Source organism: Prauserella sediminis, assembly GCF_014195435.1.
Taxonomy (GTDB): Bacteria; Actinomycetota; Actinomycetes; order Mycobacteriales; family Pseudonocardiaceae; genus Prauserella; species Prauserella salsuginis.
On sequence record NZ_JACIBS010000001.1, the window covers coordinates 2,326,374 to 2,348,272 of the forward strand.

The 21,899-nt window shown below is 69.9% G+C and carries 20 protein-coding genes and 1 tRNA gene; 12 read left to right on the forward strand and 9 right to left on the reverse strand.

Annotation, left to right across the window (positions count from 1 at the left end; genetic code table 11):
• Positions 1–114: 114 nt before the first annotated feature.
• A complete protein-coding gene (locus FB384_RS10700; protein ID WP_183782202.1) occupies positions 115–1,176 on the reverse strand; it encodes an alpha/beta hydrolase in 1,062 nt (353 codons plus the stop codon).
• 236 nt (positions 1,177–1,412) lie between these two features.
• Here FB384_RS10700 and FB384_RS10705 point away from each other — a divergent pair, with 236 nt between their 5' ends.
• A complete protein-coding gene (locus FB384_RS10705) occupies positions 1,413–1,982 on the forward strand; it encodes an NADPH-dependent FMN reductase (RefSeq protein WP_183782204.1) in 570 nt (189 codons plus the stop codon).
• Between the two features lie 138 nt (positions 1,983–2,120).
• Complete coding sequence (gene dps, locus FB384_RS10710) at positions 2,121–2,597, forward strand: DNA starvation/stationary phase protection protein Dps (RefSeq protein ID WP_183782206.1); 477 nt, start codon at positions 2,121–2,123, stop codon at positions 2,595–2,597.
• A 185-nt stretch (positions 2,598–2,782) separates the two neighbouring features.
• On the opposite strand, the gene FB384_RS10715 is transcribed toward dps, so the two are convergent.
• Positions 2,783–4,648 (reverse strand): prolyl oligopeptidase family serine peptidase, encoded by a 1,866-nt coding sequence (locus tag FB384_RS10715; protein WP_323985187.1) that lies wholly within the window; start codon positions 4,646–4,648, stop codon positions 2,783–2,785.
• 163 nt (positions 4,649–4,811) lie between these two features.
• Here FB384_RS10715 and FB384_RS10720 point away from each other — a divergent pair, with 163 nt between their 5' ends.
• The 3 genes from FB384_RS10720 (at position 4,812) to FB384_RS10730 (ending at position 9,597) form a co-directional block, all read left to right on the forward strand.
• Positions 4,812–5,624 carry a potassium channel family protein gene (locus FB384_RS10720; RefSeq protein WP_183782208.1) on the forward strand — a complete coding sequence of 271 codons (813 nt, stop codon included), beginning with the start codon at positions 4,812–4,814 and terminating at the stop codon, positions 5,622–5,624.
• 672 nt (positions 5,625–6,296) lie between these two features.
• Positions 6,297–7,118, forward strand: a complete 822-nt coding sequence (locus FB384_RS10725; RefSeq protein ID WP_228726002.1) for a hypothetical protein — start codon at positions 6,297–6,299, stop codon at positions 7,116–7,118.
• A 139-nt stretch (positions 7,119–7,257) separates the two neighbouring features.
• Entirely contained in the window at positions 7,258–9,597 is a 2,340-nt protein-coding gene (locus tag FB384_RS10730; RefSeq protein ID WP_228726003.1) for a PQQ-dependent sugar dehydrogenase, read from the forward strand.
• Between the two features lie 796 nt (positions 9,598–10,393).
• Here the strand turns inward: FB384_RS10730 and FB384_RS10735 are convergent.
• The 4 genes from FB384_RS10735 to FB384_RS10745 form a co-directional block, all read right to left on the reverse strand.
• Positions 10,394–10,467, reverse strand: a tRNA-Pro gene (locus FB384_RS10735).
• 44 nt (positions 10,468–10,511) lie between these two features.
• Positions 10,512–11,465, reverse strand: coding sequence for a metallophosphoesterase (locus FB384_RS10740; RefSeq protein WP_183782210.1), 954 nt, complete (start codon positions 11,463–11,465; stop codon positions 10,512–10,514).
• 223 nt (positions 11,466–11,688) lie between these two features.
• Complete coding sequence (locus tag FB384_RS27095; protein WP_267459285.1) at positions 11,689–11,814, reverse strand: hypothetical protein; 126 nt, start codon at positions 11,812–11,814, stop codon at positions 11,689–11,691.
• A 114-nt stretch (positions 11,815–11,928) separates the two neighbouring features.
• Positions 11,929–14,043, reverse strand: a complete 2,115-nt coding sequence (locus FB384_RS10745) for a transglycosylase domain-containing protein (protein WP_183782212.1) — start codon at positions 14,041–14,043, stop codon at positions 11,929–11,931.
• A gap of 370 nt (positions 14,044–14,413) precedes the next feature.
• On the opposite strand from FB384_RS10745, the gene FB384_RS10750 reads away from it, so the two are divergent.
• Positions 14,414–14,713, forward strand: a complete 300-nt coding sequence (locus FB384_RS10750; protein ID WP_183782214.1) for a WhiB family transcriptional regulator — start codon at positions 14,414–14,416, stop codon at positions 14,711–14,713.
• Positions 14,714–14,779: 66 nt separating this feature from the next.
• Here the strand turns inward: FB384_RS10750 and FB384_RS10755 are convergent, their stop codons facing one another.
• Genes FB384_RS10755 through FB384_RS10765 form a run of 3 tightly spaced genes read right to left on the reverse strand, consistent with a single transcriptional unit; the run spans position 14,780 to position 17,213 of the window.
• On the reverse strand, positions 14,780–15,940 hold the full coding sequence (locus FB384_RS10755; RefSeq protein ID WP_183782216.1) for an ArsA family ATPase: 1,161 nt from the start codon (positions 15,938–15,940) through the stop codon (positions 14,780–14,782).
• 2 nt (positions 15,941–15,942) lie between these two features.
• Positions 15,943–16,947: an ArsA-related P-loop ATPase gene (locus FB384_RS10760; protein ID WP_183782219.1), complete on the reverse strand. Its 1,005-nt coding sequence runs from the start codon at positions 16,945–16,947 to the stop codon at positions 15,943–15,945.
• A 17-nt stretch (positions 16,948–16,964) separates the two neighbouring features.
• Positions 16,965–17,213 carry a hypothetical protein gene (locus FB384_RS10765; protein WP_183782222.1) on the reverse strand — a complete coding sequence of 83 codons (249 nt, stop codon included), beginning with the start codon at positions 17,211–17,213 and terminating at the stop codon, positions 16,965–16,967.
• A 42-nt stretch (positions 17,214–17,255) separates the two neighbouring features.
• Here FB384_RS10765 and FB384_RS10770 point away from each other — a divergent pair, with 42 nt between their 5' ends.
• The 6 genes from FB384_RS10770 (at position 17,256) to FB384_RS10795 (ending at position 21,887) form a co-directional block, all read left to right on the forward strand.
• Positions 17,256–17,417 (forward strand): DUF4177 domain-containing protein, encoded by a 162-nt coding sequence (locus FB384_RS10770; RefSeq protein WP_005466698.1) that lies wholly within the window; start codon positions 17,256–17,258, stop codon positions 17,415–17,417.
• A 5-nt stretch (positions 17,418–17,422) separates the two neighbouring features.
• Positions 17,423–17,887, forward strand: coding sequence for a RidA family protein (locus FB384_RS10775; protein WP_183782225.1), 465 nt, complete (start codon positions 17,423–17,425; stop codon positions 17,885–17,887).
• On the forward strand, positions 17,887–18,516 hold the full coding sequence (locus tag FB384_RS10780; RefSeq protein ID WP_183782228.1) for a hypothetical protein: 630 nt from the start codon (positions 17,887–17,889) through the stop codon (positions 18,514–18,516). Before FB384_RS10775 ends, FB384_RS10780 begins: the two co-directional genes overlap by 1 nt.
• A 36-nt stretch (positions 18,517–18,552) precedes the next feature.
• Positions 18,553–19,953, forward strand: a complete 1,401-nt coding sequence (locus tag FB384_RS10785) for a hypothetical protein (protein ID WP_183782231.1) — start codon at positions 18,553–18,555, stop codon at positions 19,951–19,953.
• 333 nt (positions 19,954–20,286) lie between these two features.
• Positions 20,287–21,072 carry an NUDIX hydrolase gene (locus FB384_RS10790; RefSeq protein ID WP_183785311.1) on the forward strand — a complete coding sequence of 262 codons (786 nt, stop codon included), beginning with the start codon at positions 20,287–20,289 and terminating at the stop codon, positions 21,070–21,072.
• A 29-nt stretch (positions 21,073–21,101) separates the two neighbouring features.
• Positions 21,102–21,887: an MBL fold metallo-hydrolase gene (locus FB384_RS10795; RefSeq protein WP_183782234.1), complete on the forward strand. Its 786-nt coding sequence runs from the start codon at positions 21,102–21,104 to the stop codon at positions 21,885–21,887.
• Positions 21,888–21,899: the final 12 nt, after the last annotated feature.

Sequence of the window (21,899 nt, forward strand, 5' to 3'; positions counted from 1 at the left end):
GTCCTTGAGGGGGTGGTGGCCGGGAACGGCCGCCCCTCCGCACCGTGACGGGCAGCCGTGTGGAGAGTTCCCACCCGGGGCGAGTTTGGTGGCTGACGAGAGGCGCCGGTCCTGCTACCGGGTGTATCCCGACAGGCCCATGCGGAGGGCCCCTGCGGCCTCGACGGTCGCCTCGCGGAACCGGGTGCCCACGCCGGTGAAGTTGGCGAACCCGTGGATCAGGTCCTCCTGCCTGCTGAGGCCGACGGGAACGCCCGCTTCGGCGAGCTTTGCGGCGTACGCCTCGCCTTCGTCTCGCAGCGGGTCGAACCCGGCCGTGGCGATGTAGGCGGGCGGCAGGCCCGTGTGGTCGTCGGCCAGCAGCGGTGACAGCAACGGGTCGGCGCGGTCGACGCCTGCGGGTGCGTACTGGTCGAGGAACCACGTCATGTGCTCGTCGGTGAGGAAGAACCCGTTGCCGAACAGTTCTCGCGAGCGGCGCGTGGTCGTCGAGTCCACCGCCGGGTAGAGCAGCAGCTGGAACGCGGGTGCCGGGCCGCCGCGCCGGGTGGCGGCCAGCGCGGTCGCCGCTGCGAGGTTGCCGCCCGCGCTGTCCCCGCCGACGGCGATGCGGTCGGCGTCGGCTCCCAGGTCGGCGGCCTTCGCGTGCGCGTAGTCGAAGGCCGTGAGCGCGTCCTGCTGCGCCGCGGGGAACGGATGCTCGGGTGCGAGGCGGTACTCGATCGACAGCACCCGCACGCCGGCCTGCTTGGCGAGCAGCCTCGCCGTGTTGTCGTGACTGTCGCGGGTGCCGATGACGAAGCCGCCGCCGTGGTAGAAGACCAGCAGCGGCGAGCCGTCGGCCAGGCCCTGCGGGGTGTACAGCCGGGCCGCGATGTCGCCGTGGTCGGCGGGAATCAACAGTTCGCGGGTCGCGACCGGCTGGATCGGCGTACCGCTCACCAGGTGGCGCGCAGCGTCCAGCGCCGCGCGCGAACTGCCGACGTCGAAGTTCGAATCCACCAGTGACGTCCCGGACAGCTGTTGCATCCGCAGCAGCAACTGCGCGTCCAGTGCGAGCTCCTGGCCGTCCCGCTGCACCGGTTTGCCCGCGATCAGCCGCCGCAACGGCGAGGGCAGTGCGTAGATCGTTTTCATGGCGGCGGCCTGGGCCCGGATCTGAGGTGGAATCGCCATCGGTGGTGCCTTCCCGTCGACTCTGACTGCGACTCGAGGTTACTCCCGAGTAGGCGAGGCGGCCAGTCCTCGGCACCCGTGTTCCGCTCCCGTGACCGCATTCCGTACCTGCGATGATGTCGTCGCGAGGACCTCCGGCCGGGGTCGCGCCGTCACATGCGTCGAGATGTGACGGATATCGTCTCGATGCCGCCGTAGTGGACCTCGACCATGGTCGAGCGCTTAGCCTCGAAGCTGTGACTTCTACAGGCGCGGTCAAGGTGCTCGGTATCGGCGGCTCGCTGCGGGACGGTTCACAGACCGAACGGGCGCTGCGGGTCGCACTCGCCGGTGCGGCCGACGCGGGTGCCGAAACGTCCGCCATCTGCGGTCAGGCCCTGGACCTGCCGTTCTACGACGCGGTATCGGTCGAGCGCACGCCACGCGCGAGCGAACTCGTCGAGGCCGTTCGCGAAGCCGACGGGCTCATCGTCGTCTCGCCCGGGTATCACGGCGCACTGTCCGGTCTGATCAAGAACGCGCTCGACTACCTCGAGGACCTGCGCGCCGACCGGCGTCCCTACCTCGACGGCCGCGCCGTGGGCGCGGTCGGTGTCGCCTACGGCTGGCAGGCTGCCGTCACCACGCTCGACCAGTTGCGCACCATCACGCACGCCCTCCGCGGCTGGCCCACACCACTCGGTGGCGCGGTCAACACCGGTGAGGTCAAGTTCGACGCCCAGGGCGGTGTGTCGGAGGAGAAGGTCGAGCACACGCTGCGGCTCATCGGAAGCCAGGTCACGGAGTTCGCCCAGCGCCGGGCATGACGGCGGCCGGGTTTGGGGCCCCGGCAACGCGGTAATCCCGCGAGTCGCGTCGGCCCGGCGCGCGTCGCATGCTGCCCGCGGCACGCGGCGTTCCGAGTACTCGAGCGCTTGCAGGGGAGCGCACCGCAGGAGGAACCGATGGCCAAGTCGCCGATCAGCAGCCCACTCAAGGACAGCGACAAGAAGATCACCGCGAACGTGCTGCAGAGCACGCTGGTCGACCTCATCGATCTGTCACTGATCGCGAAGCAGGCCCACTGGAACGTGGTCGGCACGAACTTCCGCAGCGTCCACCTGCAGCTCGACGAGCTGGTGTCGACGGCGCGCACCTACACCGACTCGGTGGCCGAGCGTGCCAACGCCATCGGTGTCTCGCCGAACGGCAAGGCATCGACGGTCACCGAGAGTTCCGGCCTGTCCGACTACCCCGACAACTGGCAGGACACGCAGGCCACCGTCGACGCGATCGTCGAGGTCCTCTCCGAGCTGATCGAACGCCTGCGCAAGAGCATCGACGAGACCGACAAGGCCGACCTCGTCACCCAGGACCTGCTCATCGAGATCGCGGCCGAGCTCGAGAAGCATCACTGGATGTGGCAGGCCCAGCAGCAGTAATCGCACCGGCGTGTGAAGCCCCAGGGGGCGGTTCTCTCGCGGGACGGACACGGACGGTGAGATCACGGGGAGGCGCAAGATCAAGGGCGGTGAACGCCCCCAAGGTGCCGTTGGGGGCGTTCACCGCCGGCCCGGCCACCGCCCGTCGACGACATGCCGACGCGTGGCCGGGTTGAACGCGCGGGTCAGGCGAGGCCGACGGCCTGCATCGCGAAGTGCACCTCGGTGGCCGTCTGGGTGATCGTCTCGGAGATCACCAGCGAGCCGTGCCCTGCGTCGTAGCGGTAGAACGCGTGCGGCACGCCGCGCTCGGCGAGCCCGTCGAGGTAGTTCTCGATCTGCCGGATCGGGCACCGCGGGTCGTTGTCACCCGCGAGGACGAGCACCGGGACGTCGACGTCGTCGAGATACGTCAGCGGCGAGCACTCGCGGTAGACGTCGGGGACGTCCTCGGGCGCACCGCCGAACAGGGCGCGGTCGAACGAGCGCAGCTGTTCCATCTCGTCCTCGTAGGCGGCCTCGTAGTCGGCGACGGGAACGCCGGCGACACCTGCCGTCCACCGGCCCGGCTGGGTGCCGAGCGCCAGCAGCGTCAGGTACCCGCCCCACGAGGCGCCGCTGACGACGCACCGCTGCGGATCGGTCAGCCCGCTGCTGACGGCCCAGTCGTGCACCGCTGCAACGTCCTCGAGCTCGGTCAGTCCGGGCCTTCCCTCGATGGCGTCGCGCCACGCCGAGCCGTACCCCGTCGACCCGCGGTAGTTCACCTCGACGACCGCGAACCCGGCATCCAGCCACACGGCGCGGTAGGCCGAGAAGCGGTCCTCGTCGGCCGCGTGCGGACCGCCGTGCAGCAGGAAGACGGTCGGCTGCGGACCGTCGGCGCCCGCCGGCTTCGCGACGAGCGCGTGGATGCGCCCACCGGGGCCGTCGACGAACGCGTCCTCGACGGGCTGTGACCCCGGCGCCGGATCGCCGGGCGGGGTCATCAGCACCTCGTCGGTGCCGTCGGCGCGGCGCACGCGCACCACGGGCGGCCGGGCGGCGTTCGACCACGAGTACTCGACGTTGCCGTCAGGGCGCACGCCGCCACCGCCGATCCGGCCCGGCGGCGTGTCCAGCGCGGTCAGTGCGCCGGTCTTCAGGTCGTAGTGGTGCAGCGAGCTGCGGCCCTCGTGGAAGTGGACGATCAGCAGCGCGTCGGCGTCCGGGTACCAGGTGCCCGCTACCTCGCCGGGCAGGTCGAGGCTGATCTCCTGTTCGGTGTCGGCCTCGACGTCCCAGATGAGCAGCTCTTCCCGGCCGCGGCGTTCGTGCAGGAGCAGCAGCCGTGGGTCGCCTTCGACGGGGGAGAACTCGAGCGCATCGAGGCCCTTGCCCTCGCCGTCCCACTTGTCGGCGACGGTCTCGAACCCGTCGGTGGCGAGCACGCGGACGGCAGGGTGGCGGGAGTCGCCGTGCTCGGAGTGGGCGATCGCCAGCAGCCGTTCGTCCCGGGACAGCGCGGCGATGCCCGCGTCCTCGGACCGGGAGTAGAAGCGCGTCGTCTCCCCGCCCGCGTGGGCGTACAGCGCACTGCCGTCGTCGGTGGACACGCCGACCGCGACGAGCCGGTGGCCGATCTCGAGGCCCGCCGGGTAGCCGTCGGGCACGTCGACGACGGCCTTGGCTGCGCCGGGCTGCTGGGATGTGTCGCCGCTCGCGTCGAAGGGCTGGCGGACCCACGAGCCGAACTCGTCGCCGTCGGTGTCGTCGAACCACCAGATCGATTCCCCGTCGGGCGACAGCGTCGCGTGGAGCGTCCCGTTAGGACGATCGGTCACCCGGCAGCGTTCGCCCGTGGCGCGGTTCCACGCGTAGACCTCCCACACGCCGCTGGCGTTGGACACGTAGATGCTGGCGTCGGGTGCGTCGAGCGCCCAGTCCGGCACCGATACGCGCGGCGCCAGGAACCGGGACCGCCAGCGCTGCTCGGCCGCCTCGTCGGAGAAGAGCCGTTCGGGGACGTGCGGGGCTGGGTACTGCGTTGTGCCTGGCTGCTGTGTCGTCACGGCTGTCGATACTGCCAGGTCCGGGTTGTGATGCCGCCGCGCGCCGTGCCCGGTGGCGGTCCCGAGGGCGGCTCCGCCGCGTGAGGTCCGTGTGAGGCCCGTCACCTGTGAGGTTGCGGGGTTGTGCGTATCCACCGAGGGGGTGGCCGTCATCATGGGCGCGATGTCTGCTGAACCCGTGCGCACCGACAACGGCGCCGACGACGAACCCGACGAGACACGGCTGCAGCGCTGGGAGCAGCGCACCGAGTGGCCGATGATCGCGCTGTCCGTACTGTTCTTCGCCGGGTACGCCTGGATCGTGCTGCAGCCCGGCATGGACCGCGGCACGCGCTCGACGTTGGACGTCGGCATGTGGCTGGTGTGGGCGGCGTTCGCCGCCGACTACCTCATCCGGCTCGCGCTGAGCCGTCGGCGCGGCAGATTCGTGCTGCGGAACCTGTTCGACCTCGTGACCATCGTGGTTCCGATACTGCGCCAGCTGCGCGTGCTGCGCCTGGTCATGGTGCTGGTGCTGATCAACCGGCGTCTCCAGGCCCGCGTGCGCGGTCAGGTCGTGGCCTACGTGTCGGGTGCGACGGTGCTGGTCGGCGTGTCCGCCGCGCTGGCCGTCCTCGAGGTCGAACGCGATCAGCCGGACGCCATGATCACGACCTTCGCCGACGCCCTGTGGTGGACGATGACCACCATCACGACCGTCGGTTACGGCGACTACTCACCGGTGTCGAGCGAGGGCAAGCTCATCGCCACCGGGTTGATGCTCGCCGGCATCGCACTGCTCGGTGTGGTCACGGGTTCGATCGCGTCGTGGTTCGTCGAGAAGTTCGGCGGTATGGAGGAGTCGGAGAAGGAGTCCAGGCAGGCCGACGCCGTCCGCGCGGAGGAGCTGCGCGGCGAGGTCGCCGACCTCAAGGCGGAGATCACCGCCCTGCGCGAACAACTCGTGGGATCCCGCACCGACGACTCCCGGGTGTAGCGAGGACCCGCCGGGCTAGTGGTCAGGGGTTAGGGGCTAAGGGCTCGGCGCTCGAGGGCTGTGGGACCTCGCGGGTCCTGTCGGGCCTTGCGGGCGGGCGGCGGCGGTCTTCGGTGCTTCGGTGGTTGCCGGATCCCGCCCGGGGCCGACCGGCGTGCGTCCCGCCTCTCGGTAGCCGGGCTGCCGGGCTTTGATGCCGTGCGTCGCCATCGCTGTGCTACTGCCACGCCGTCGCCGTCGCCGTCGCCGCGCTGCTGCCACGCCGCGCTACTGCCACGCCGTCGCAGCTGCCGCGCCGGCTCCTGTGCGGGGCTTGTTGCGGCCGTGCGCCCTGGCTGCGCCGTCTGCTCTCGTCCATCCGGATTGTCCGCTGTGTGGGCTTGCGGTTGTGGATCACCGCTCCTATGCTTCCGGGAAGCGCTTTCCGAAAGCGCTTACAAGACGAGCCGTACGGCGAGCCAACGGAGGTGATCGCTGAGTTCTTCGCGCATGGCGCCGGCTCGTCGACACGACCGCTCGTCGAGGTGGCGGTGCCGCATGAGTTGCCAAATCGCATCAGCGGCGGCCGTGGACGCGGCCGGCCGAGCGGGGAGGATCATGCACCGCACGTTTTCGCATGCCCGAACGACTTCCAGCTCACGCAGTATCGACTCACGCAGTATCGGCCCGACATTGCAGCCGAGGCCGCCGGGGCTGCGACGGGCGTTGGTCGTCGCAGCGGCCGCAGTCCTGCCGTTGACGGCGATCCCCGCGACGGCGATCCCGGCCGCGGCATCGGCGGAGGCGGCGAGCGCACCAGAGGCGGGCCCGACATCACCCGGTTCACCCGGAAAGGAAGGCGGGCTGTCGGCGCAGTATCCGGGTGCCGGTCCGTCCGATGTGGGCGGATCTCCGGATCGGAGCGGCTTCACCATCGTTCGTCCGGAGCCGACGCAGCGCGACTGGTCGCCGCTTCACCCGGACAAGTGGAGCTTCTCCGACCGGCAGGTGATCCAGGCCGAGCGGGGAGACCCGCCGGAGGGTCCGCGCAGGCCGTTCGAGTACGCGATCGTCGACGCGGGCCCCGAACTGGGATCGGTTCGCTACCGCGCCACGGTGCGCATCGACGAACCCGTGACCCGAAACGACCGCGACGTCGTCCTGATCTTCAACTACCGGTCGCCGACGAGCTTCTACTACGTCCACCTGTCGCAGGACAACACGATCTACCCGCACAACGGCATCTTCAAGGTCGACGACGCCGACCGGGAACGCATCGACGACCAGTGGAACGGCGAGTCCGGCGCAAGGCCCGCGATCGACGACCGCGAGTGGCACGACGTGCGTGTCGACCACCACGCGCCGTCCGGTCGTATCGCCGTTCACATCGACGGTTCTCCGAAGCCGTTGATGACGGCCAAGGACACGACGTTCTCGGGTGGCCGCATCGGGTTCGGATCGTTCGACAACTACGGGCGCATTCGCGACGTGACCGCCGTCGGTATCCGCGACTGACGACCGGAGATCCACTGTAGACGTCCCGGTGCGGCGGGATCGCCGCCGCATTTCGGGCGGGTCGGCGTGCGCTCGCACTCGCGCCGGCCGCAAACCGATCCAAGCACGTGAAAACCATGAGCACGTGGGATGGAGTCCAATGATGGGCAACAGAAAATGGTGGGTGTCCGCCGTGACCGCGGCGGTGCTCACGATGACCCTGTCGGCGCCGCCGGCGGGCGGAGCGCCACCGGCGGAAAGCGGGCCGGCGACGGGTGACGAACCGATCACCGACCCGATCCCCGAGGATCCGAAGCCTGCGGAACTGGGATTGGTGCTGGAGGAGTACGCCCAGCTGCCGGAGACCGAACCGACGCCGCCGCCGACGGACGAGCGTCTGATGCGGCACAACCGAATCAACTACATCGGGGAGGTGCCGGACGGATCGGGCCGGAAGTACGTGCCGGACCTCAACGGCCCGATGTACCTGCTCTCCGAGGACGGTGAGCAGCACGAGTATCTCGACATGCGCTCCGAGGACGAGTACTTCTTCTCCGGTAGGGGTATGGGAACGGGATTCGGCTTCGTCACGTTCCATCCGGAGTTCGCCGAGAACGGCAAGTTCTACACGGTGCATTCGGTCGGCGAGGAGGGAATCGCCGAGAACGAGCCGACGTATCCCAACCAGCAGGACGCGACGGTGCAGAGCGTCGTGACCGAATGGACGGCGGATGATCCGTCGGCGAACACGTTCTCGGGAACCCATCGCGAGATCTTCCGGTTCGGTTTCGCGACACAGATCCACGCGATCCAGCAGATCGACTTCAATCCGACGGCCGAGCCCGGCGACGAGGACTACGGCCTGCTGTACCTGGCGGTCGGCGACGGCGGAGACGGTGTCGGCACCGATATTCCGCAGGAGCTCGACAACCCGGCGGGCAAGATCCTCCGCATCGACCCGGAGGGCACGAACGGTCCCAACGGCGAGTACGGAATTCCGGAGTCGAACCCGTTCGTCGGCGAGGAAGGCGCGCTCGGCGAGATCTATGCGCTGGGCATGCGGGATCCGCACCGATTCACGTGGGACCCCGAGGGCAAGAACGACATGTACCTCGGCCACATCGGACAGCGAGCGCTCGAAGCGGTGTACAAGGTCGAGAAGGGCGACAACCTCGGGTGGAGCGAACGCGAGGGTCGCTTCCGGTTCGACCCGGAGAAGCAGTGCGTGCTGTATCCGTTGCCGCCCGACGACGCCAAGTACGGCTACACCTACCCGGTGGCGGCCTACGATCACGATGCACCCGACAACTGGCCGTGCAATTCGGACAGTGGCCACGCGATCTCCGGCGGTCAGGTGTACCGCGGCGACGTCCATCCGGAGCTGCAGGGCAAGTACATCTTCGGCGACCTGGTCGACGGTGAGGTCTTCAGCACCGAGGCCGCCGACATGAGCCGCGGCAAGAATCGTGAACCGATCACCGAGGTGCAGCTGTTCGACTCGGACGGCGACCGCAAGCGGATGAGCGACTTCGTCGACGACGGCCGGGTCGACCTGCGGTTCGGCACCGACGCGGCGGGCGAGCTGTACCTGCTGGCCAAGGCGAACGGCAAGATCTGGAAGGTCACCGACGTGAAGCCGGCGGAGCCGTCGGAGGTCACCGATGACGTGTCGGACAACCTGGTCGCGCACTACGACTTCGAGCATCCGTTCGCTGTGGACGGTGCGAAGGAGGCCGGTCAGGGCAGCGCCAACACGCTGCTGGACCTGGTCAACGGCGGCGAGGACATGCGCGTCGACGGCGGGGCGTTCCCCGGCAGCAACAACTCGTTGCAGCTGAAGCAGGTGAATCCGGGCCAGGTCGGAAACGACGACTGGAAGGCCGGCCTGTGGGACGGCGACGCCGACGGTGTCGAGGCGTTGGACGCGTTCAACGCCGCCGACGGGATCACGGTGATGGGCTGGGTGAAGATGACGGGTGAGAACCCGAGCCCCGACCCGTCGTCGGACGACCCGGACGCGCGGTACAACTCCGTCGGCCTGGCTGGCGTGCTGAGCGGCGATTCGGACGGCCACGACGTGCGTGCGCTGCTCGAGCTGATCGAGGTCGACGGCGAGATGCAGCTGGTGGCTCTGGGCAGGCGCCTGGACGGTGGCGAGTCGCAGATGTTCGCGGCCGACCGGGACTGGCGTGAGCTCCTGCCGCAGGACGAGTGGGTGCACCTGGCGGCCACGTTCGACTACACGACCGGCGAGATGGCGTTGTATCGCAACGGCGAGCCGCTCGAGGGGTCGTACGTCAAGGACGGTGACCCGTGGCAGGTGGACGGTTCGCCGACGAGTGCGACGAATCCGCGCGGCATCAAGATCGGCGGTAGCTTCCCGCAGAACACGGCGGAGAAGAATCCGTGCAACTGCAGCATGGATTCGCTGATGTTCCTGGACGAGGCTGCCGACGGTTCGACGATCGCCGAGCAGTACGCCCGCTTCCGGGGCGAGTAAGCGATCACGCAGCGGTGGGCCGTACCGGTTCGGTGCGGCCCACCGCTGCTGTTCGACCCTTGTCCCGGAGACCGGAGACCGGAGACCGGAGACCGGAGACCGGAGACCGGAGACCGGAGACCGGAGACCGGAGACCGGAGACCGGAGACCGGAGACCGGAGACCGGAGACCGGAGACCGCTGCGGCGAGGGCCACCACGGCAGCTGCGGCGACGATCAGCGTGCCGCCGACGGCCGCGCTCCCCGTCCGCCGCGCCCGCCCCCTGGAATCCGCAACACACCTCCCGGAGGGCGCAACACGGGTCCTGGAATCCGAAACACGGCGCCCGGAGCGCGCAACACGGCCGAACTCAGTTCTCGCGGTGCGGCGCCGCTGCCCCTCCGACGTCCCGGGAGGAGCCGAGCGAGCCCCCGGCGAGCAACGGCGGCTCACCCACGCAACGCAACACACGTCCCCGGCTGCCGCGCCCTACGAGTCCCCGCACCCGCATGGCACCCGAGCAGCCGAGCGAGCGCCGGCGAGCAACGGCGGACGCCCCACGCGACGCAACGCACGACCCCCGACGCCCGCACCTCACGAGAGCTCGCACCCGCACGTATTCGGCAGTAGGCCGGCGAGCGCAGCGAGCACGGCCGGACCCACCCCGCCACCGCAACTCACGTCCTGCATCGCCACCACAGGCAGGGGGTCCGGGGGCGGAGCCCGCCGGGCCGGGGTGTGGGGGCTGCGCCCCCACAAGACATAAAGAAAGAGACCCTTGTCCACGCTTTTCGCGGACAAGGGTCTCCCTCTTTCGTCGGGGTGGCGGGATTTGAACCCACGACCTCCTCGACCCGAACGAGGCACGCTACCAAGCTGCGCCACACCCCGATGATGTGTTCACCGGTCTCCCGGTGAGCGGGTCGGGAAACAGTCTAGCGGACTTCGCTGCGGGCTTTGCGGCGGGTGGTCCTTCTGGCGGTGGTGTCCCTGCGGGTGGTCGGTGAACTGCGGGGAACGAGGGTGAGCAGGCTTGCTTCGGGCGGGCAGGCGAACCGGGCCGGGGCGTACGGCGAGGTGCCGAGTCCTGCGGAGACACCGAGCCACATGTCGGCGCCCCACCGGGAGACGCCTCGGGCGCGGGAGCGGTCGAGTTCACAGTTGGTGACGAGGGCGCCGATGCCGGGGATGCGGAGCTGTCCGCCGTGGGTGTGGCCTGCGAGGACGAGGTCGTAGCCCTCGGAGGCGAACGGGTCGAGCACGCGCGGTTCGGGCGAGTGGGTGATGCCGAGCTTCATCACGATCTCGGCGTCGACGGGGCCTGCGATCTCGTTGAAGCGGTCGCGGCGCAGGTGGGGGTCGTCGACGCCGGCGGCGAAGATGCGCTGGCCTGCGACGTCGAAGGTGGTGCGGCGGTGGGTGAGGTCCTGCCAGCCGCGTTCGATCATCGCTGCGCGCAGGTCCTGCCAGGGCAGGTGCCTGCCGTGGATCCGCTTCTTGCGGCCCTTGGGCATGAGGTAACGAGCGGGGTTCTTCGGTTTGGGCGCGTAGTAGTCGTTGCTGCCGAAGATGAACACGCCGGGCCGATCGAGCAGCGGTCCCAGCGCGCGGAGCACGTGCGGCACCGCGCGTCGGTGGGCGAGGTTGTCGCCGGTGTTGACGACGAGGTCGGGTTCGAGTTCGTCGAGGGCGGCGACCCAGCGTTGTTTGGACTTCTGGCCGGGCAGCATGTGCAGATCGGAGATGTGGAGGATGCGGATGGGGTAGGCGTCGTCGTCGAGGACGGGCAGCACGGCGGTGCGCAGCGTCCAGTTCCTGCGTTCGACGCCGACGGCATAGCCGAGCGTCGCGGCGCCGACGGCCGCCGTCGTGGTGACGAGGCGCTTCATGAAGTCTCCTTGCCCAGCAGATGCACGCGCCCAGCGTACGCGCGTGTGGCGAAGTGTCAGGGGCGCGTCGAGCCGGTGCCGTGACGCAGTCGTCGCCGCGTTTCCGGGACGGCGAACACCAGCGCGATCGCCGTCCCGAGCCCGATCACGGTCGGCCACCACAACGGCCGGAGAGCGGCGAAACCGATGACGTACAGGGCGGCGACCCGGGCCCACAGCAGGGTCAGCCGAAGCGACAGCGGCAGCGGTGCGGCGGCGGCATGGTGCGGCGGAGGCAGTGGCGCGGCGGCATGGTGGTGACCACGACGGCGGTCACCACCATGCCGAACGCCAGGAGCACGACGTGCACGGCTACGCACCAGCCGGAACTGCCGGCCTCCGGTCGGCAGCCGCGAACGGTCGGCCGACCGGACACCGAGGGCTGTCGCGGTGTCTCGCCGCCGCTGTCAACGGCTGCCGGGCCTCATTCGTAGCGGGGGCTGGGCTTCGGGAGCTGGCGGACCGGTTCCCCTTCCATGATCTTCTTCATGGCGTTGAACCAGGTGCGGGCCGGGGCCTTGCCGCCGAAGATGTTGCCCTCGCCGTCGACCGAGTAGACGTTCCCCGGACCGCTGTCCACGATGCCGCCCGTCGGGCGCTCCGGTTTGAAGATCATCGACGCGCCGGCCAGCTGGGGCGTGCCGCCGATGAACGCACCGGAGGCGTTGTTCTGCGTCGTGCCCGTCTTGCCGATCATCGGGCGTGACCAGTCGACCGCCTCGGCCGCGGCGGCCGACGTGCCACCCGGGAGGTCGTCCTTGCTCATGCCGACGGCCAGCGAGTTCGCCAGGTCCTCGTTGACGACCTGCTGGCAAGGGTTCTCGTCGATCTTCACCGGGTCGCCGTTGCGGTCGGTGACCTCGGCGACCGGGGTCGGCGGGCACCAGGTGCCGCCGCTGAGGATCGTCGCGGCGACGTTGGACATCTCCAGCGGGTTCGTCGGGCTGACGCCGAGGGTGAACGACGGTATGCCGCGGGTGTTCGCCCGCGGGCCGTAGAACTTCCGCTGGGGCAGGGAGTACATGGAGCTGTCGGCATCGGGGTCGACCGGACCGCCGTTGGCGGCGTTCGACTGCATCGTCCGGCGCATGCCGAGCTTGTAGGCCATGTCGAGGACCGGCTTCATGCCGACGCGGTCGACGAGGTGCACGAACGTCGTGTTCGGCGACTTGGCGAGCGCGTCCTGCAGGGTCATGCTGGCGGGGTACTCACCCGCGTTGCCCACCGTGTAGGGGTTCGTGCCGTCACTGAAGTTCCTCGCCGTGTACGACCCGGGTGACGGCAGCGAGTCGAAGATGCCGACCCCGGCGTGTTCCATCGCCGCGGCGGCCGTGAAGATCTTGTAGCTCGACCCAGCGCCGGTGACGTTCCACGTGTCGGACGGCAGCGCGTAGGTGGTTTGGCCCGCTTCCTTGTCCAGTCCGTAGTCGCGGTTGGCGGCCAACGCCACCACCTCGTGCCGCTTCTTGCCCGGCCGGACCATGGCCAACGTGTTGGCGATGTTCTCCTGCATCTTGGGCACCTGCTCCTCGGCGGAGCGCTTGGCGATGCGGTTGATCCGCCGGTCGAGCGTGGTGCGGATCGTGTACCCGCCGTCGTAGAGGTCTTCCTTCGAGATGCCCGAGCGGATCAGGTAGTCCTCGACGTACTGGCAGAAGAACCCGTGCTCGGGGCCCGCACCGACACAGTTCGCCGCGGGCTTGTTCGGGCCGCCCTTCGCCACGCCCAGAGGCTCCTTCTTGATCCGCTCCGCGTCCTCGGCCGACAGCTTGCGGTTGTCGACCATCGAGTCGAGCACCATGTTGCGGCGGTTCTTGGCACCCTCGGGGTTGTTCCACGGGTCGAGCACCGCCGGGTTGTTCACCATGCCGGCGAGCATCGCCGACTGGCCGACGTCCAGTTTGTCGGGCGTGGTGTTGAAGTAAGCCCGCGCGGCCCCGCCGACACCGTAGATCTGCCGCGAGAACTCGACGACGTTCAGATACCCGGCGAGGATCTCGTCCTTCGACATCCGCGTCTCGAGCTGGATCGCGATGCGCGCTTCCTTGAGCTTGCGCGCGATGGTCTGTTCCTGTGCGCGCTGCTGGCCGATCTCGTCGTCGCGGTAGGTGACGTTGATCAGATAGTTCTTCACGTACTGCTGCGTCAACGTCGAGGCGCCCTGCGTGTCGCCGCCCGAGGAGTTGCTGATCGCGGCGCGCAGCGTGCCCTTCCAGTCGACGCCCGTGTGCTCGTAGAAGCGGCGGTCCTCGATCGAGATCAGCGCCCACTTCATGGCGTCGGAGATCTGATCGGGTTTGGTCGGTACGCGGTACTGGTTGTACAGCGTCGCGATCGGCTTGCCGCTCTTGTCCGTGACCGTCGTCAGCTGTGGCGGCGGCTCGTCGGCCAGCTCGGCCGACATCGACTCCACGGTCTCGCTCGCCTGGTTCGACACGACACCGGCGGCTCCGACCACAGGAAAGAGGATCCCCGCCACCAGCACACCGGCCAGCAGGCAGAGACCAACCAGCTTCAGCAGACCGCTTCTCTTACGCACGCAGCCAGGGTACGCATAGCAGCCGTCACGTGCGGGTTGGCTACACGGCGCGGTGCCGGGGCGCCGATATCCACTTCAGTGGAGAAAGCTCCAAGCCCCGATCCGAAACATTGTAGCCACCTGCACTTGACCGTGTGGTCATTCGCGAAAACAAATCCGAACTTCGTCGGTTGGATATGGGAACCGACCGTGTCTACAGTCCGTCAACATCTCACGAGGCAACGCTCACAAGGGGAGGCGTTGCGGAGGGACCGTGAGAACACAGGGAGAGAGAGCGACCAGTCGCAGCGGCGAGGCTGAGGCGCCACGACCAGGCGGCCCGAGGCATGGCAACTGCGCAGGTCACAACAGGTAGGAGCTGGGGGTCGTGATGAACACCAACCAGTCGAGCTGGCGTATCCAGGCGTACTGCCGGGACACGGACCCGGACGGACTGTTCGTCCGCGGTGCAGAGCAGAATCGCGCGAAGGTCATCTGCATGGGCTGCCCCGTGCGGACCGAATGTCTCGCCGAGGCGCTCGACAACCGGATCGATTTCGGTGTCTGGGGAGGAATGACCGAACGGGAACGGCGTGCGCTGCTGCGCAAGCGCCCCGAGGTGCACAGCTGGTGGGACCTTCTCGAGTCGGCCAAACGTGAATACGAGCCCGCCGGCGCGGGTTCGAGCTGACACGCCGGACGGGTGGACGCCGGCCCGGCCGGTGTCCACCCCTCACGACCTTCGGACCCCGGTGCGTCAGTTGCCGGCCAGGCGGTCGCCGATGTCGCGCAGCCCGCACACGTCGTGCACGTCGCCGGCCAACGCGGGCACCCGCCGCACGGGCACGCTCGGGTGCGCCCTGGTGAAACGCTCCAACAGCCGTGACTCGCGTTCGGCCAGCTGTACCCGGTCGGCGTGCAACCGCAGCACCGCCTCCGCGAGCGGTGCGCTGGTCTCCCCGCGTTCCAGCGACTCGGCCGCCGCGAGTGCGTCGACCGCGGACAGGTCCGCCAGCACGGGATGTGTCCGGTTCGCCACCAAACCGGCCAGTGGCATCGTCTCCTCCGAGAGCCGCTCCACGAAGTAACTCGCCTCGCGCAGCGCGTCCGGTTCCGGCGCTGCCACGACCAGGAACGAGGTGCCCTCGGACCGCAGCAGTTCCTGCGTCTTCGCCGCCCGTTCGCGGAACCCGCCGAACGTCGAGTCGAACGCCTGCATGAACGCCGAGGCGTCCGCCAGCAACTGGCCGCCCAGGATGGTCGAGACGGCCTTGGCGAACATCGAGAAGCCCGCGCTCATGACCTTGCGGATCCCCCAGCCGCCCGCGCGCGCCGGGCTGGTGAGCAGGCGGATCATCCGCCCGTCCAGTGCCGCCGACAGTCGGCTCGGGGCGTCGAGGAAGTCCAGCGCCGATCGGCTCGGCGGCGTGTCGACGACGATCAGATCCCAGTCGCCCGTCGCCGCGAGCTGCCCCAGCTTCTCCATCGCCATGTACTCCTGCGTGCCGGAGAAGGACGTGGAAATGGTCTGGTAGAAGGGGTTGCTCAGCAGCTGTTCGGCCCGTTCGGGGCCGGCGTGGCGCCGCACCATGTCGTCGAACGTGCGGCGCATGTCCAGCATCATCGCCCACAGCTGGCCGTCCGGTTCGAACCCGTCGACCGTCACCTGTCGGGGATGATTGCCCAGCTCACGAAGGCCCAGCGCCTGGGCGAGCCGCCGCGCCGGGTCGATGGTCAGCACCACCGTCTGCCTGCCGCGTTCCGCGGCCCGCAGCGCGAGCGAGGCGGCCGTCGTCGTCTTGCCGACCCCGCCCGAACCGCAGCACACGACCACGCGCGTGTCCGGGTCGTCGATGAGCGTGTCGACGTCGAGACCGTCCAGGTCGACGTGGTCCCGGGTGTCCCGTGTGTCCGACATCGTCACCGCACCCCCTGGCCGCGGAGCGATTCCGCCAATTCGTACAGCGCGGCGACGTCGACCCCGCCGGAGAGGTCGGCCAGTTCGAGCGTCGGCAGGTCGCTCTCGGACAGCTGCTGCCGCGCGGTCGTCTCCGCCTCGACCCGGCCGGCGTGTTCGACGGTCTCGGTCACGAGTGCGTCGAGTGTCGCGTCCGGCAGGTCGAGGCCGGCCGCAGCCAACCCGGCGCGCACCCGGTCGGCGTCGACCCGGCCGTCAGCGGCGGGCGAGATCGATCGGGCGGGCAACCGCGGCGGGCGCACCCGGTTGATCAGCACGGCCCCCGGCCGCAGGTCCGCACCATCCAGCTCGGCGACCGCGTCCAGCGTCTCGCGTACGGGCATCTCCTCGAGCAGCGTCACCAGGTGCACGGCCGTCTGACCCGAATGCAGCAGGCTCACGACGCCGTCGGCCTGCGATCGGATCGGACCCGTCTTGGCCAGATCCGTCAGCGCGCGGGTGACGTCGAGGAACTTCACCACCCGGCCCGTGGGTGGCGCGTCCACCACGACGGCGTCGTAGAAGTGGCGCCCGTCGGAGTCGGTGCGGCCGACACACTCCTTGATCTTGCCCGTGAGCAGCACGTCCCGCAGCCCCGGTGCCAGCGTGGTCGCGAACTCGATCGCGCCCATCCTGCGCAGCGTGCGGCCCGCGAAGCCGAGGTTGTAGAACATCTCGAAGTACTCGAGCAGCGCCGCCTCGACGTCGATGTGCAGCGCTCGCACCTCGCCACCGTTCGGGGCGGAGGCGATGCGTTGCTCCGCGTACGGCAGTGGTTCGGTGTCGAAGAGCTGGGCGAAGCCCTGCCTGCCCTCGACCTCGACCAGCAGTACGCGCCTGCCGTGGCCCGCGAGCGCGAGCCCGAGCGACGCGGCGAGGGTCGTCTTGCCGGTGCCGCCCTTGCCGGTCACGAAATGCAGCCGGGTGCGGGTCAGCTCGTCGGTCCAGCCGGCCAGCGTGGTGGTCACCGGGGCAGCGTAAGACATCAACTGGCCATGGCCAGCACGGCGACGACCACGGCGATGCCGCCCGCCAGCCACCACGACACGGCCGGCGACAGCACGGTGAGCGTGAGAACGCAGGTCAGCGCCAGTGCGGTGACGCCGACGAGCCCCGTCACGGCGACCACCTGCCACCGGCCGGTCTTCTCCCTCGCACGCGCCATGATCATCAACACAGCCAGGCCGCCCGCCACAACCAGCAGCGAGGCCGCCAAGATCCGCCACGTTTCCACGGGAACTCACGCTACTGGCAGTGGTTGTCTAGGGTGACGGCCATGAGTGCCACGAAGTGGGAATACGCCACCGTTCCGCTGTTGATCCACGCCACCAAGCAGATCCTCGACCAGTGGGGCGAGGACGGCTGGGAGCTGGTGACCGTCCTGCCGAACCCGAGCGGCGAACAGCACGTCGCGTACCTCAAGCGCCCGAAGGACTGAGGCCGATGAGCGCCAGCACCGCGTCGGCGCGGCTCGCCGAGCTCGGTATCGAACTGCCCGGCGTCGCGGCTCCGGTCGCGTCGTACATCCCCGCGATCCGCACGGGATCGCACGTCTACACCTCCGGCCAGCTGCCGTTCGTCGAGGGCGCACTGCCCGCCACCGGCAAGGTGGGCGGCGACGTCGGCCCCGAGGAGGCCAAGCAGTACGCCAGGACGGCGACGTTGAACGCCCTGGCCGCGGTGCACGACCTCGTGGGCATCGACGCGATCACCCGCGTGGTCAAGGTGACGGGATTCGTCGCCTCGGCCGACGGGTTCAACGCCCAGCCCGCGGTGATCAACGGTGCGTCCGAGCTGCTCGGTGAGGTCTTCGGGGACGCGGGTGCCCACGCCAGGTCCGCCGTGGGTGTCGCGGAGCTGCCCCTGGACGCGCCTGTCGAGGTCGAGCTGATCGTGGAGGTGTCGTGATGGACCCGGATGTCGAGCAGGCGTGCCACGAGTTGCTGCTGCGCCTCTCCGGCAGGCTGCCCGACAACCTGGTCTGGCGGTTTCGCGACTGGCTGGGCGAGGGTGCGATGAGCACCCTCGCCCGTGTGCTGCCGAAGACTTTGCTCAAGCACAGGGTGGACCTCGACCAGGAGGAGTACGGCCTGCTGGTGGCAGGTCTCGTCCCGCACGGCGCTGACCGGCATCAGGTCAGTTCCACCCTTGGGGTAGACGCACCGTTAGAGAGCGGGTACACATTCACCGCGAGTACGCCTAACTGGGTGAACTCTGTCGATTCGGTGGCCGCCGTGATCGACGCAACGTTGCGACGGCGACCCGATGTGGGTGAAGTTCGGGAAGCTTGGCGACAGGAACGTGGGGCCGGCCCGGAGGGGGCGAAGCGTGTCCTGCTCGTCACGGCTACCGCCGGACTTCCCCGGCTGACGGGCGAACTGCAGCGCCTGCTGCGCGTGCTGGGTGACGAGGCCCCGTGCGTGGAGGTGCTGCCCACACGGTTCGACCCGCCTGCCTACCACCGGGAGGCGCTCGCGAACTCACGGTTCGTGTGCGCCGGGGCGGCCGACGCCGGGCGGCAACTCGTATCCGCATAGCGTCCGCGGCCGGCGGGCGGGAGGGAGAGCGGCGACATGGTGGACTTGCGGTCCGGTGGTGACCAGGACGGCTTCGGCGTCCCGCTGCGCCTGTACAACGTGCTGCTCGCGCTCGCGGGCAGGCTCGACGACAGTGCTCTTTCCGAGGCGCGCGAACTCGTCGCCAGGTCGAATCTCGACGACGCCACCGAACTGACCGTCGGGTCACTCGTCGCAGGCCGCCTTCCCGTCCGCCCGGCCGAACAGCGGGAGCTGGCGTCGCTGCTGGAGCTCACCCGCTCCGACCCGACGCTCGCCGATCCGCTCACCGTCGTCGAGGACATCGCCGCGACCGAACACCGTTTCAGTCGTGAGGACGACCCGGACACAGGCGTCGGCGACGCGCTCGACCGGGTACTGCGCGTGCTGCCCGACCTGCGTTCGGTGCACGCCGTGTGGCGTAACACCGCCGCGGGCAGCGTCCCCGGACCGTTGCCGCAGCGAGTGGTGCTCGTCGACATCGGCCCCGACGCGCACCCGCCCGCCGTCGCCTTCCGCGTCGGTGATGCGCTGCGCAAGGCCGGCATCCGCGCGGTCGTCGAGGTCACCGGGCCCGGCTCGGAACGCACCGCCTACCACGAGGCGGCACTGTCCGCCGGCGTTCCGGTGTGGCTCGCAGGCCCGGATTCCGCCCGGCACGACTCCGCGAGGGCCGAGTCTGTAAGAGCGGAGCCGGCTCACGCTGAGCCGGCACCCGCACCCACGGGCCCGGCGAGTGTTCCACCGCCGCCGGAACCGCAGCACCCGGAACCGCAGCTCCAGGAACCGCAGCTCCAGGAACCGCAGCGGTCCGTGCCCGCGGCACCCGAGCATCCGCCCGCCGTGGCGGCGGTGCCGGAGGCGCCCACGTCCGACGGTGCGGTGCGGGACGACTCGCCGGTTCGGGAGCAGCCGGCTGCACCGGCACCCGAACCCGCTCCTTCCTCCCGCGGCTGGACCGCTGAACCGCCGCGGTCGGCGAGGTCGTCCGGCGAACCGGGCCGTGGCCGCCGTTCCCGCCATCCCGCGCGCACGCAGGCCGAACCGCCCGAAAACGCCGGCGGGGAACTGCCCCGCGGCGGTGAGGGCGGCCAGGTCGTCGAGTTCCCCCAGCCGCAGCACGACGTCGAACAGGAAAACCGGTCGGCGCAGACCACCGAGATGTCCCGCGAAGAGGTCGCCCAGCTGCGTGCCGCGATCGCCGAGGACAGGGACAAGGGGCAGGCGCTCGCCTCGGCCGACCTGGATTCCGACCAGCTCGCCCGGATCCCCGACCTCAATCTCGACGACCCGCAGCTGACCGACCGCGACCGTGAACTACTGCGGGAACTGCACGCCGAACTCGCCGAGCGGGAACGGGCCGAGGCGCAGCGCCAGCGGACGAACGGCACCTCGGCGGGCGGGGCCGACGCCCGCTGAGGTACCGCGACGCCTCGTGGGCCCTGGGCACGGGCATTCGCACCGGGGCGTTCGTCAGGGGCGGCTGTTCGTAGCGGCGACGGTTCTCGCGGGCGTTCTCGTGCCTGCCGAGGCCCTCGTTCGCACCAGGGCGTTCGCACCAGGGCGTTCGTACCGGCGCCGTTCGAGCCGAGGCGGTCGTTCGCGGGCCGTGCCGGTCCGCTTAGCGGTGCCGAGTGCACCGCACGTCACGTCGGAAACACGCATCGGACGGAACCGCCGGCGCCGCCGTGGCGGTATGTTGCGGACGTGTCTGCGAACTTCCACCTGCCGAGGAGCGCCGTGCCGGACGCGATGTTCGGCGGCGCTGGATCGGCCGACGCCGCGCATTCGCAGGAACGGCCCGTACCCGCCCGCGAGGCGGCGACCGTGATGCTGCTGCGCGACACACCCTCCGGCGTCGAGGTGTTCCTGCAACGACGGGTCGCGGCGATGAAGTTCGCCGCGGGGATGACCGTGTTCCCCGGCGGCGGGGTCGACGAGCGTGACGCCGACGCGTCCATCGCGTGGGCCGGTCCCCCCGCCGCGCAGTGGGCGGAGTGGTTCGGCTGTGACGAACGCCTCGCCAGGGCGCTCGTGTGCGCCGCGGTGCGCGAGATGTTCGAGGAGTCCGGGGTGCTGCTGGCCGGGCAGGGCCCCGGCACCATCGTCGGCGACACCTCCGGTTACGCCGATGCCCGCGCCGCGCTCGTCGCCAGGGAGCTGTCGCTGGCCGCGTTCCTCGCCGACGCCGGGCTGACCCTGCGTGGCGACCTGCTGCGGCCGTGGGCGAACTGGGTCACCCCGGAACGCGAGAAGCGCCGTTACGACACGAAGTTCTTCGTCGCAGCGTTGCCCGCGGGCCAGCGAGCCGACGGCGATACCACCGAGGCGGCCGAGTCGGGTTGGCGCACGCCCGCCGACGCGATGGCCGACGGCGAGGCCGGTCGAAGCATGCTGATGCCGCCCACGTGGGCGATGCTGGCGGACCTGGCGGCGTGCCGGGACGTGGCCGAGGTGCTGGCGACCGACCGCACCCCGGTGCCGAAGCTGATGCCCACGCTGCGGCTCGACGGCGAATCCGTGCTCGTCGAGCTGTGACCGGGACCAGGACCGTGACTGGAGGTGTGATGACCGGCGCGAACGCGCATCCGGCGTACGAGACGCCACGGGTGGTGACCTCGGCGGCGAGCGTGGTGCTCGAGGAGAACCCGTCGAACATGACGCTCGAGGGCACCAACACGTGGATCCTGCGCGGGCCGGACGCGCCGGCGTCGATCGTCGTCGATCCCGGGTACCTCGACACGGCGCACCTGGAGCGAGTCGTCGCCGCGGCGGGACCGGTCGAGTTGATCGTGCTCACCCACCACCATCCCGACCACGCCGACGGCGCGCCGTGGCTGGCCGAACGGACCGGTGCGCCGGTGCGGGCGTTCGACCCCGGACTGTGCCTGGAGGGGGATCCGCTGGGTGACGGTGACGTCGTCCGCGCAGCGGGGCTGGAACTGACGGTGCTGCACACGCCGGGGCACTGCGCGGACTCCGTGTCGCTGCGGTTCGACCACGGCGGCGTGGTGCACGTGCTCACGGGCGACACCGTGCTCGGCCGCGGCACCACCGTCGTCGAGCACATCGGCGATTACCTGCGTTCACTGGACCGGCTGGCCGAGCTGCCCGCCGGTTCGATCGGTCTCACCGGACACGGCCCGGAGCGGGAGGACCTGCTCGCCACGGTCGACCAATACCGCAGGCATCGGCAGCAGCGCCTCGACGAGATCCGGGGTGCGCTCGACGTACTCGGCACCGATGCGACGCCGCGGCAGATCGTCGAACACGTCTACGCCGACGTCGACCGTGGCCTCTGGCCCGCCGCGGAAGCCTCCGTCACCGCCCAACTCGAGTACCTGCAGGGCTGACACCGACGCCCA

Coding starts and splice junctions, on each gene's coding strand:
- FB384_RS10700 (WP_183782202.1), bottom strand. CDS start 1,176: ATGGCGATTCCACCTCAGATCCGGGCCCAGGCCGCCGCCATGAAAACG.
- dps (WP_183782206.1), top strand. CDS start 2,121: ATGGCCAAGTCGCCGATCAGCAGCCCACTCAAGGACAGCGACAAGAAG.
- FB384_RS10720 (WP_183782208.1), top strand. CDS start 4,812: ATGTCTGCTGAACCCGTGCGCACCGACAACGGCGCCGACGACGAACCC.
- FB384_RS10730 (WP_228726003.1), top strand. CDS start 7,258: ATGATGGGCAACAGAAAATGGTGGGTGTCCGCCGTGACCGCGGCGGTG.
- FB384_RS10740 (WP_183782210.1), bottom strand. CDS start 11,465: ATGAAGCGCCTCGTCACCACGACGGCGGCCGTCGGCGCCGCGACGCTC.
- FB384_RS10750 (WP_183782214.1), top strand. CDS start 14,414: ATGAACACCAACCAGTCGAGCTGGCGTATCCAGGCGTACTGCCGGGAC.
- FB384_RS10755 (WP_183782216.1), bottom strand. CDS start 15,940: ATGTCGGACACACGGGACACCCGGGACCACGTCGACCTGGACGGTCTC.
- FB384_RS10770 (WP_005466698.1), top strand. CDS start 17,256: ATGAGTGCCACGAAGTGGGAATACGCCACCGTTCCGCTGTTGATCCAC.
- FB384_RS10775 (WP_183782225.1), top strand. CDS start 17,423: ATGAGCGCCAGCACCGCGTCGGCGCGGCTCGCCGAGCTCGGTATCGAA.
- FB384_RS10780 (WP_183782228.1), top strand. CDS start 17,887: ATGGACCCGGATGTCGAGCAGGCGTGCCACGAGTTGCTGCTGCGCCTC.
- FB384_RS10785 (WP_183782231.1), top strand. CDS start 18,553: ATGGTGGACTTGCGGTCCGGTGGTGACCAGGACGGCTTCGGCGTCCCG.
- FB384_RS10790 (WP_183785311.1), top strand. CDS start 20,287: ATGTTCGGCGGCGCTGGATCGGCCGACGCCGCGCATTCGCAGGAACGG.
- FB384_RS10795 (WP_183782234.1), top strand. CDS start 21,102: ATGACCGGCGCGAACGCGCATCCGGCGTACGAGACGCCACGGGTGGTG.